The following is an 11517-nucleotide window of genomic DNA, read 5'->3' as shown; positions in this document are numbered from 1 at the left end:
AGCGGTTCCTACACCGAAGATGTGAGTGAGGAATTGAGGGACGGAACAAACGACTAGGTAAGTAGGAAGGTAAGTAGATAGACAGACAGTTAGATCAGACAGTCGGTAGAGCCAAATCGCTGAAAATGACAAACAAATTATAAATAAGCAAGAATGAACAAAAAAAACGTTGTGTAAAGAATAAATGACTCTATCCTTCACAGCAAAAAAGAAGCTGAAAAATTACTCAGCTACTTCACCGAAAGCGAACTTGCGCATTACTTTGGTGACCTTGATGGTCACTTCATCGCCAACGGAGGTGGCAGGTACAAAGATGACAAAACCGCTTACTCTTGCGATGCCGTCTCCTTCCTTTGCAATATCTTCAATTGTTACGTCGTATGTTTCGCCAGCTTCTACTGGAGCAGTTGATTCCATGTTGTTGAACAAATATTTCACATCCTTTTTGTGATGCTTGAAAGGACTAACTAAGCTGAAAAACATAATGGAAAAAGAAGCACATACTTGAGTAAATACCACCTAATACCTTACGTTCGAAGCAAAAAGTTATACTTTAAAGCATTAATTAAGTTGCATGGATGGAATATAAGGGTTCTGGTCTAAAAAAGCAATAAAGGAAGGCATCAGCTTTAATAGCCACCGCCTACCTGTAAAAGTTCAAAATCCATCTCATCCGGGACATTTGCCTTGAAAACAAAGACATTACACCTCAGATTCCTCGCCTCTGTAATGGCACGCTTCTGAGTGTCCGTGATCTGACCATCAGAAGTAGCAATACAGAACATCTTCCTGTCATTGTTGCTAACAAGGAAATCAAAGTCCTCTGAATAAGCCCTAAGGAAATCCACAAACGTTTTGAGCTCATCCCATTTGGCACATAGATGAATGTTCTTTGATGCAGAGTTCTCCACATACCAATCCTTGCTCATATAAGGATATGCATTATACTGGTCTTCGAGCTCTTCAAAGCTCTTGTAGATCCGATCCACATCACGCCTGAGACTGATCCATTTCCATCCCTGGTCTGCAAAGTACCTTGCTGCCAGTATCTCAACAATTGCTTCTTTATCGTTAATTTCCAGTTTCATCATAACACCCAAAGATCAAAGATCATCATCCTGTGAATAGCTTCTTCCAAGGCGAAGGGCTATTTCAGCTTTTTCAAGTTCACATCCGAGATAAGATGCATGGTCCACCTTTGATATGAGCTTCATCCTCATAATAGTGTCCATTATATCCCTTGCATTCTGTCCTACTATCGTTGCTTTCTCATGTTGCGCGACGATAACGCCACTACCATCATCTGCAGCTATACCTATCCTGAAAGGCCCTAATGAATCAAGTTCCCATCCGGCAAACTTCTGCGCCATGACATATTTTTCCGGAACTTCAACATCCGGACGCCTTCGTTTTTCTTTAAGGCATAGAAGATCAATGCCCAGGTCCTTTGGAGAGCTTTCCCTTTCCTTTGCAAGGGCCATCATCTTTGCTGCTGTGTTCAGTTCACTTATAGAACCACGCGTTTTCTCACTGAACTCAGGTGTGAACAGGATAGATGAACCCACATCTGCAGCAATACCACAAAGGGTTGCATTCACACCTGCAGAATCAGCATCAATAAGCTCAGTTACATTTCCTGCCCCAAAAAACACAGGAACATCAGGATACTCTTCATGGAATCTGGAATACCGTACAATAGATCTTGATATCCCATGCCCTATTGGATCAAGCACAGGATCGGCAATTATATTGCTAATGCCTGCTAACCTGGCGGCTTCGATATTGTTTACAAGGCTCTCAAAGCCTTCCCCTGCATCCGAGATCACAACTGCTGCAACACCAGCGCGAGCAACTTCTCCTGCCACTGCATCAATGTTACTGGAATTCAGGCTCAGCACGAGATCGACACCCTCATCCAGTGCAGCCTTGATCAGCTCCGGCCCCAGTGTATCAATGCTTATAGGAACAGTGGATACTTTACGAGCCACACGTACGGCCCTCTTTACATCCTCTGAAGATGCAGTGAGTGATGCACCAAGATCTATAATGTCAGCACCTTTTTTGATGAACGAAGTGATCCTGTTGGAAAGTGTTTCCTCATCAAGGCCAGTTGCATTCACAACTTCTGCCATCACTTTCATTCGGGAATCACCACCAACCTTCACATTTTTAAGGTTCATAAGTGGTTCAGCATTTTCCTCGATCCCATCAAGGGTTTCCAGTGCAATATCCCTCCATACATCGGAGAGAAGTTCGCATGCAGGAACCTCCAGTGAGAACTCAATCTCGTCAACGAAGCGGAGCACGCTACTAAGGTCGTAAGCATGTTTGGGACCCAGGAAGACCTTGCATCCCAATTCCTTTGCAACAATTGAAAAATCCCCGGAGCAAAGACCCGGTACAAAGATCACATCATACTTCTTCTGCTGCTTTTTTAGTGCAGAGAGTAGCCTGTGGGGAGTAAGAAATGCGGCTACTTCAATATCCAGAACAAGAACATCGGCGTTATCAACTACAGAGTAACGTACAGTTTTCCCTGCAAGCTTACCGGTTGCGACCAGAATTTCCATGACCTAAGATTAGCTGCATTGTAAAAAAGAATATCTATTGGAAGAAAAGCAGATCGATAAAAAAAGATGGTGGAACAGGACCGGTGATATTTCACACCGATCCATGAAAAAAGAACTTACTGGATTATGTCAATAATGGAGCCGCCGTATGATGCCTGTGCACCTATTGGTTCAACTACTGTACGACGTCCCCGTTCGACCCGAGAAAAAGAGGAGGACCTCGATGTGTTTGTATTTGTGTTTGTGTTCTCAACAGCACCCGTGTGGGACTGAGGACCAAGAACCTGTGGAGACTGCACACCGGTCATGATGGCCATAACACGCACTTTACCTTCGAAATCGTCCCTGATACGTGCTCCCCAGATGACATTTGCATTTGGTGAAAGCTCATAGGTAAGGGATGCTGCGATCTCTTCTGCTTCCTTCAGGCTAAGATCAGGACCACCTGTGATGTGTACAAGGCTGCCTGTTGCACCTCTGTAGTCAACATCAAGGAGTGGGTGATTGAGTGCTGTACGAACAACATCGTTGCTCTTGTCCTGGTTCTTGCTGTCTCCGACAAGCATGACAGCAACGCCACCGCAGCTCATGATAGCACGGATATCTGCGTAGTCAAGGTTGATGAGAGATGGCTGTGTGATAGTCTCTGTGATTCCTTTTACGGTCTCAGCGATCAGCTGGTCCATAACGGAGAATGCCTGCTCGATAGGCAGGTTTGGAACATAATCAAGAAGCCTGTTGTTGTCAAGAACGATAACAGTGTCAGCTGCCCTGCGGAATTCCTCAAGACCTTCCTCTGCCTTTACAGTACGTGCTCGCTCCACCCTGAACGGACTGGAGACCATACCTACTACGATAGCGCCCTGTTCCTTTGCGATCTCTGCAACAACAGGTGCTACACCAGTACCGGTTCCTCCACCCATACCAGCTGTTACGAAAACAAGGTCACTTTCCTTGAAGATCTCTTCAAGGGTACCGCGTGCAAGCTCTGCAGCTTTTGCGCCAACTTCAGGATAACCACCAGCACCAAGACCTCTGGTAAGGGTCTTACCGACAAGGATCTTCTTGTCAGCACGGATATGATCCAGATGCTGTTTATCAGTATTAATAGCAATAGTTTCTGCACCTTCAATACCGATGTTATACAAACGGTTGATGGTGTTGTTTCCAGCACCGCCACAACCAACTATTGTGATCCGAGGCATTCCAAATCCTTCGAACTGGTCGTCTGCTGATACTGACTGTCTGTACTCTTTCTCTTTTTCTGTGTTTCTTAATGCTTCTTGTACTATAGACTGCACGTTCATCCCCTCTCTTGGATATTGCATTCTGCTGCAATTTGCGTGTGTTAAACACGCCGACTGTAGTTAGATCAATGTTATGCTCCTTACGATTACGTCAGGAGGCTTTACTCTCTCTTGTCCGCAAGCATCCCTGCGGCCGCCCGTGTTGTAAGCGAACGGTTATATTCCGGCAAAAATGAAGTAGTCTATAGTAGCCACTGACTGAGTTACTACTACCGGGAACCCCGATAACATTCTCCACATCACCCTCTCTTGCTGTCAGAAATAAATCTGACATATGGAACAGACCTGAATGACAACACCTAAACATCTGCCAGACCTATTCCAATATGACTGTCGTCTGAAAATACTATTTATAGATATTAATATATAAGGTTATCGACAATTGTCGCAAAGCGCTTGGACATTACTGCAATCGATTTGATATTTAATACGATTTATAATTCTAATATTGTCGAACTTTTGATATTTAAAGGAAAGAACATACCAATTGCAAATATTGTAAAATAATATATTATACTGAACTTTATTATATAACCTGATCAATAATCATTTGTAACGTTCCAGAAAAGTACTTGCTACCAAACAGAAATCTTGAATAGATAGGAAAAGCAAACCTGGATAAAAGAAGATCTCAGATAATAAGGAATGATAACATGGGAAGATATTCAGTCGATGAATTCATTGAAATTACCGGGCAAAAAGACCTCGGAGAGGGTTTATTTGAGCTTGAAAGAGACAGGATGCTTGAGCTTAACCTTAATGGACGGGTATGGACAAAGCGTGGTTCAATGGTAGCGTATCTTGGTGACGTGAAGTTCACAAGAGAGGGAGTACTCGAACATGGAATTGGAAAAATGCTTAAAAAAGCAGTCACCGGGGAAGGTGTCAGCCTTACAAAAGCAGAAGGCCAGGGGAAAGTTTACCTTGCAGATGAAGGCAAAAAGATTTCCATACTCAAACTTGATAACGACTCTATTTTTGTCAATGGTAATGACCTTCTTGCCTTTGAAGATGGGATTAACTGGGACATCAAGATTATGAAAAAGGTCACCGGAATGCTCGCAGGAGGACTTTTCAACGTCAAACTTGAAGGGACCGGAATGGTAGCGATCACCACACACTATGACCCGCTGACACTTAAGGTGACAAAGAACAGGCCGGTCTTCACTGATCCAAATGCAACAGTTGCATGGTCAGGCAACCTGAAACCGGACCTTAAGACCGACATATCCCTTAAGACACTTGTCGGACGTACAAGCGGAGAAAGTGTGCAGATGGCTTTCAAAGGGGAAGGATTTGTTGTAATACAGCCATATGAGGAAATACCTTTCCAGGCAGCACCACCTTCTTAAAAATAAAGAGCAGGAAATAAGTGAAGGTGCAACAATGCGCCTTCCAAATTTGATTTACCCCTTGGTAATGCACTCATATCGCACATCAGCACGACTTATTTTTGGTACATTGCCCCACATTCCCACATATGCTCCCTGAACTACCAGAGCACCATCAATACCGGGAATGTCCTTTACAACATCGAAAGCTTCCTCAACAGCACCCCTGCCAATACCCGTAGAATTTGAAAGAGCGGTAGCTGCAGAGTCCGCCAGTGAAACATCATCTGAAAATATGACAGCAGCATCTGCCTGACCAAAACTTATGGATGGACCTACAGTGCCCGAAGAAGTGCAGATCCCACGAATTTCAGAAGAAGGTTCAATTACAAGTCCAATATCCTTAATGGAAGAAGTTCCTGCATATATGCCAATAATAACCTGCCGGTCATTAATGATCGCAATGTCACCGCCATTATCAACAATCGCAAAGGAGGCACCTGCATCCACCATCGCTTCAACGGCAAGTGCTGATATTGTACCGGCAACTGCACTCATGGGACCTATCCCCATGGCATTACCTGCCTTTACAAGCCTCCTGACGACCTCCGGTGCATCTGCACTGCATTCATAGGGCTCCAGTGTTATCTTAAAATAAGGATCCTGAAGGATATGCCCTTCCAGTTCTGCCCTATGCAGAGCGATCGCACCCTTTGCTGCATCAACATGAGATTGCTCGTCACCGACGATGGTGACAATTGTCTCCTTGAGCTGAAAATGCTCTTTCATGATCCCAGATCACTGGCCAAGGGCCAGGGCGTTATGCGGGCACATTTTAAGACAGGTACCACACTGGATACATTTATCAGAATCAACCTCGACACTCCAGTCATCTGCGAATGAGAATACCTTCACAGGACAGACAGAAATGCAGGCACCACATTCCACACACTCGTCCTCATCCCGGTGTATCGGAGTGTTAAGTACCACGACCTCAGCACCCCTGTTAACAAGGGCATCACGGATCTTCGCAAGCTGATCGGAAGGTATTTCGGCCACAACTTCGCCGTGGATCGGATCGAAGTGTGCCTGGGAGATGTTCAGTAATGAACCTGTTTCGATAATAGATTCCGCAAGGATAGGTGTTGTAACGATATCTGCAGCCATATTTATTTTTATCATCATATTTAGTGCCTCCTTGCAAGCAATTTGCTGATATCATCACTTGTGACTATACCCAGAACATGCTTATTAGAATCAACCACCGGAAGTGCCGAAACATTATTGCTATCCAGTTTGAAAGCTGAAATGTCGACAGCTTCATCAGGACTTGTCGTGACAACATTTCGGGTCATTATATCCTTGACAAGATCATGTTCATCTTTTGCCACAGCCTTTGATATATCCCATGCAGTGACAATTCCCACAAGATGATTTCCACTATCTACCACAGGTAAATGGTTGAATTGCATTTCCATGATGATCTTAGCAGCATCATGGAAACCTGCATCTTCATGGATAGTGGTAACATCGGAGGACATAATATCCACCACAAGTAGATTCACATTGGTCTGTTTCATTGCATTGCATGATGTGGTCGTAGGAAGACGTTCCACAGGCATGCTTACAAGGAAATCACCGGCCTTGATCCATTCCTTTAGCTCATTGGCTATCTGACGTGATTTCTTGAAGCTTGACATTGGAGAGGTTGGAACTTCTTTTCCGTCAATATCTATAGAACCGGAACGAAGTTCACCATATGTCACTGCCCTGAGCGCCGGCCGGTCCCTGCTGGGAATTCCGTAGTCAAGCAGGTTAGTGACAATATCATCATCTGTTATTGCAGTGGCTTTTGCGAGATCCTCATTGAGAATCGGGATTGGTATACCCATTCCCACATACAGTGATGTGCCATAGCCTTCGAATGTTGCAGCACGTATATATTCCGAACTCATTTTCTTGAAGTCGCCTTTTAGCATCAGTGTGCCAAAACCTGCTGCAGGGGAGTGCTGTGTTCCTTCGCCCACAATATACCCCTGAGTACCACCCAGGAAAATACGTGTGCCGGTACCAATGGTCTCATAGTTCGGATCATTGTGCATAGGCGAAAGTACTCCGGCACCGGAGTAGGTAACATTTCCACAATGAGGTAGCAGTGAACCCATATAAGTGTGCAGAGTGTGGTTTGTGCTGTTGGTCGCAGCATTGTACTTCTGATAGGAATTACGTGGATTGAGCATGATAGCCTGATTCAGGTCATATATGTTGATGGTCGTATCAATGACCTTTCTTGGATAGCAGTCTGTTCCAGGAGATGTACCGTGCAGGTCAATGGAATTACCCCGAACAAGGTCCTCTATTACATGTGCACCGCCATATTCCATGCCCTTTGACTGGGACTGCTGTGTTGCACCTATGTAGGCATCCACGGCAGCAACCCCGGAATATGCCTCCACGTCATTAAGCCATAACTTGCCGATCCTGATAGGAGGTTCCGAGTGACCAAAGTTCAGCCATACACCTGAGGAACACATGGCTCCGAAGGTACCTGTCGTAACAACATCTACCTCTTTAGCGGCACCTTCTGCCCCTAATTCGCCTACAATATCCACCATTTCTTCAGCAGTTACAACATTAACACTACCATCGCGTATCCTGCCATTGATCTCATGAATTGATTTTTTGACCATGTCCATTACCTCTGCATTATATTGAGTAATAATCAAACGTGCATATATTACTTCCGGTAATTTAAAAATTCAGGTAAGTTTGCTTCAATATCAAAAAAAGAGAAAGCAAAAAAGAAAAGGATGGAATTATTTTGGTAACGTTATGTGTACAGTGGTACCAAAACCTTCCAGGCTCTTCAGCCAGATATTACCATTGTGGACATCAACTATCCTCTTGGATACATGCAGACCCAGACCAGTACCGCCATGGATCCTTGTAAGAGATCCATCCACCTGATAGAAGCTTTCAAAGACCTTATCCACCTTATCCTTGGGAATTCCAATACCATTGTCCTTCACACGGATATGAATATAATCTGCTTCATCCTGAACGGAAATTACCACTTCTCCTTCAGACATGAACTTGACCGCATTATCAAGAATATTGTTCAATGCAGTTGTCAGACGTTCTTCGTCACCACAGATGTTTGGAATGCTATCAGGAACTTCTTCTTTGAAGACAATATTGTTCGCCCCCATCTGGGCACGTGCAACTTCAATAGAATTGAGGATAAATCTCCTGACTGAAACCGTTGTGAAATTGTATTTGTATTTGCCTTCTTTTTCCATGCTCATGTAAAGCAAGGAATCAATAAGGCTTCTGAGCTTCTCAGCGTTTCTTACAACAGCATCGTTAGCTCTTTTCTGCTCGATGCTCAGTGGACCGAATTTCCCCTCACCCAGAAGTTCGCTAAAACCTTTGATAGAGATCATAGGAGTCTTCAGTTCATGGCTGAGGTTTGCAAAGAACTCATTCTTCATTTTGTCGACGGATCTGAGATCCTCGTAATCTCCCTGCGTCTTTTCGAACAATTGGGCATTCTCGATGGCAATACCAATGTGTTTTCCCACGTGTTCAAGAACTTTTATGTTCTTCTCATTAATTGACTCATCGTCCGAGATCTGCAGAAGAACAAAACCAACGACCTTGTCCCTGGAATAAAGATAGAATGTAAGGTTGCTCCTTGTTACAAAGCGAGAATCCTTCCTGATAACCTCTTCTGAGATAATGGCATGCTTTGGAAGGTCTGCAACATTCTTGAACATGTCCTCTTCCTTAGAGTAAGAAATGTTGGATGCAAGATCATCTTCAGGTCCAATATGTGCCCTGAGGTTGGCCTCCCGTTTATCGTGATCGATAATATACACGCCACCTGCATCGATATCCAGAAGATCGCCGATCTCCATCAGGATCTCCGAAAGCAGGTCATCGATATCCAGTGACTCAGATGCAAGTGTGACTGCAGAATAAAGTACAGAAATATCACGTTCATTGTTCGCGATTTCCATTTCAGCAAGCTTGCGATTTGTTATGTCAAAAATGATACCATAAAAATGACTTATACTTTGATCAGCATTCCTTTCGATCAAAGTGCTCTCATATACCCACCGGACATCATCAGACTCTGTCAGAAGCCTGTATTCACAGTTGAACTGTTCTTTTCCTTCAGCAGCAGCTTCATCGATCAGTTTTTGGACATTGTCCCGATCATCCGGATGCAATATATTATGATAAAGCAGAGTTCCTGATACAAAGTCCTCCTCTGTATATCCAAACTTTTCAACATTTTCTGTCACAAATTCTACAGGGCGACCTTCTTGCGCAGACCAGAAAAATATTGCTGCAGGACTCCTGTTAATGATAGACTCCAGCCGAACCCTGGTCTCAGCTGAATCTTTTATTTCTTCAAGAGATTGTTTTAAGATAGATTCCAGATCGACCTTTCCACAAATATCCATAGATATATCTTGTTCTTCATTCATACGACCTCATCCCATTGGCCAGATTGTAGACTGTATATAATCAATTGTGATACGCATATATAAATATGTATATGTTGGGATTTGTATAATAATAAATATATTCCAATTGAGTTACGATTGTTAGCAGATTGAATAATTATTATCATGATGATGAGGCCGATACTGGAAATTATACAATTAACCAAAAGTACACAGGACAAATGACGAATTTTTTTAGAGAGTACGGTCAGCTAAAGCTGGAATCCTTTTCTTGAACAGCATCATCCGGAAATTATCCCAAAAACTTATTAAAGGCAAAAGAGTATAGCCAGAAGAAATTCCTTGTATAAATCAAACACTTGGATATTAACTAAATACTTACAAATTTAATCGAGTTGATTATAGTGGCAATAGAAAAAGGAGACGTTATTAAGCTGTCATACACCGGAAAGTTCGACGAAGACCAGATCTTTGATACAACCAATGAAGATCTTGCAAAAGAGAACGAGATCTATAACCCACGCGGCATGTACGGTGGCGATGTAGTTATCGTAGGCGCAGGACACACCATTGCAGGTCTTGATGCCGATCTTGCAGGCAAGGAAGTTGGATACAACGGTAACGTTGTTATCGCACCAGAGGATGGTTTTGGCGAACATGACCCTAAACTTGTTGAGAACATTTCCCTTACAAAGTTCAAGGACCAGAAAGCACACCCTGGCATGAACATCGAGATCGACAACAAGAGAGGTACCGTCACAAAGGTCATCGGACGCAGAGTACGTGTTGACTTCAACCACCCACTTGCAGGAAAGGAAGTTACCTACGATTACACCATCAATGAGAAGATCGAAGACGTTGCTGAGAAGGTAAAAGGCCTCCTTGCACTCTACACAGGAGTACCAGACCTTGAAGTAGAGGTCAATGACAACAAAGCAGCTATTCAGGTACCTGCAATGCTTTCATTCAACCAGCGCTGGCTCATGGCAAAGGGAAGAGTTGCAAATGAACTTATAGAATATGTAGGTCTTGACGAAGTAAGCTACGTTGAAACCTACCCAGTTGAAACCCCGGCACCTGTCGAAGAAGCAGAAGCTGAGGAAGAGATCACAGAAAGTGAAGAGTAAACCTCTTCACATTCTTTTCTGGAGGCCCGATATCATGATATCGGAGCAAAAGTATTATACCTGAAAACACTATTTAGGAAACATTCATTTGCTGAGGTAGCCAAGTGGACTACGGCGCCGGTCTTGAAAACCGGTAGTGCTAACGCGCTGCAGGAGTTCGAATCTCCTCCTCAGCGTCCACATCTTTTTTTTGTGATTGTTTCTAGCTCGAATGTAATTGCTTTAGTAGACTGAAGTTGTATTTTGTGATAGCTTGATCATCATCAAACTTTCATAATCTTAAGCAACTGCAATGCTAAACACAAGGGGTTCTTCCTCATCGTCATAAATTTCTATCGATAAATAATCAGAGCTACTCAATGTTTGCGCATATCGCACTTGAACATATTCCACCCGTGTAATGTTGTCATCCAGAGTAACTACATATTTGTAAGATCCTAAAGTCGAAGTAACTACAGGAGAACGAACAATCACAGGAGAATATATTCCTTCACTTGAATTGATCATATAGCTTTCATTAAATATCGAATTGTTGTTTTCATCAAAAACATTCACTTCAACTTTATGAGGATCCAGGCTGTAGCTCCAGATATCAAATCTTAAAGGATCTAGCTCGTATCTATTCTCGGAGTCAGAATTGTATGCATTCTTGAAAGTGAAGTTTACCACCATAATTCCCACGATCAAGATCAGAAGAATTACAACTATAC

Annotated in this window: 11 protein-coding genes and 1 tRNA gene; 3 read left to right on the top strand and 9 right to left on the bottom strand. The window is 43.3% G+C overall.

Annotated elements, in window-relative coordinates; translation table 11 throughout:
* Positions 1-222: 222 nt before the first annotated feature.
* From E7X56_RS02695 to ftsZ, 4 genes are all read right to left on the bottom strand, one after another.
* Positions 223-417: a TRAM domain-containing protein gene (locus tag E7X56_RS02695; protein WP_048194224.1), complete on the bottom strand. Its 195-nt coding sequence runs from the start codon at positions 415-417 to the stop codon at positions 223-225.
* A gap of 212 nt (positions 418-629) precedes the next feature.
* Positions 630-1088, bottom strand: coding sequence for a hypothetical protein (locus E7X56_RS02690; protein ID WP_091690115.1), 459 nt, complete (start codon positions 1086-1088; stop codon positions 630-632).
* 15 nt (positions 1089-1103) lie between these two features.
* Complete coding sequence (locus E7X56_RS02685) at positions 1104-2570, bottom strand: dihydropteroate synthase-like protein (protein WP_135604612.1); 1467 nt, start codon at positions 2568-2570, stop codon at positions 1104-1106.
* A gap of 116 nt (positions 2571-2686) precedes the next feature.
* Positions 2687-3871 (bottom strand): cell division protein FtsZ, encoded by a 1185-nt coding sequence (ftsZ, locus tag E7X56_RS02680; RefSeq protein ID WP_135604610.1) that lies wholly within the window; start codon positions 3869-3871, stop codon positions 2687-2689.
* Between the two features lie 659 nt (positions 3872-4530).
* On the opposite strand from ftsZ, the gene E7X56_RS02675 reads away from it, so the two are divergent.
* A complete protein-coding gene (locus E7X56_RS02675; RefSeq protein ID WP_135604608.1) occupies positions 4531-5229 on the top strand; it encodes an AIM24 family protein in 699 nt (232 codons plus the stop codon).
* 54 nt (positions 5230-5283) lie between these two features.
* Here the strand turns inward: E7X56_RS02675 and E7X56_RS02670 are convergent, their stop codons facing one another.
* From E7X56_RS02670 to E7X56_RS02655, 4 genes are all read right to left on the bottom strand, one after another.
* Positions 5284-5997, bottom strand: a complete 714-nt coding sequence (locus E7X56_RS02670; RefSeq protein WP_135604606.1) for a UPF0280 family protein — start codon at positions 5995-5997, stop codon at positions 5284-5286.
* Between the two features lie 9 nt (positions 5998-6006).
* A complete protein-coding gene (locus tag E7X56_RS02665; protein ID WP_135604604.1) occupies positions 6007-6393 on the bottom strand; it encodes a 4Fe-4S binding protein in 387 nt (128 codons plus the stop codon).
* A gap of 2 nt (positions 6394-6395) precedes the next feature.
* Positions 6396-7898 (bottom strand): homocysteine biosynthesis protein, encoded by a 1503-nt coding sequence (locus tag E7X56_RS02660; protein ID WP_135604602.1) that lies wholly within the window; start codon positions 7896-7898, stop codon positions 6396-6398.
* Between the two features lie 126 nt (positions 7899-8024).
* The gene (locus tag E7X56_RS02655) at positions 8025-9701 is read right to left on the bottom strand and encodes a cell wall metabolism sensor histidine kinase WalK (RefSeq protein ID WP_244603372.1); all 1677 of its coding nucleotides are present in this window, start codon (positions 9699-9701) and stop codon (positions 8025-8027) included.
* A 383-nt stretch (positions 9702-10084) separates the two neighbouring features.
* Here E7X56_RS02655 and E7X56_RS02650 point away from each other — a divergent pair, with 383 nt between their 5' ends.
* Positions 10085-10807, top strand: a complete 723-nt coding sequence (locus E7X56_RS02650; RefSeq protein WP_135604600.1) for a peptidylprolyl isomerase — start codon at positions 10085-10087, stop codon at positions 10805-10807.
* Positions 10808-10897: 90 nt separating this feature from the next.
* Positions 10898-10983: transfer RNA gene (locus tag E7X56_RS02645), tRNA-Ser, on the top strand.
* 103 nt (positions 10984-11086) lie between these two features.
* Here E7X56_RS02645 and E7X56_RS02640 read toward each other — a convergent pair.
* On the bottom strand, positions 11087-11479 hold the full coding sequence (locus E7X56_RS02640; protein WP_135604598.1) for a hypothetical protein: 393 nt from the start codon (positions 11477-11479) through the stop codon (positions 11087-11089).
* Positions 11480-11517 lie beyond the last annotated feature (38 nt).

The organism is Methanococcoides sp. NM1, from assembly GCF_900774285.1.
In the GTDB taxonomy this organism is placed as follows: domain Archaea; phylum Halobacteriota; class Methanosarcinia; order Methanosarcinales; family Methanosarcinaceae; genus Methanococcoides; species Methanococcoides vulcani.
The sequence above is the reverse complement of the archived record's forward strand: the minus strand, read 5'-3'. Positions and strand labels throughout refer to the sequence as shown.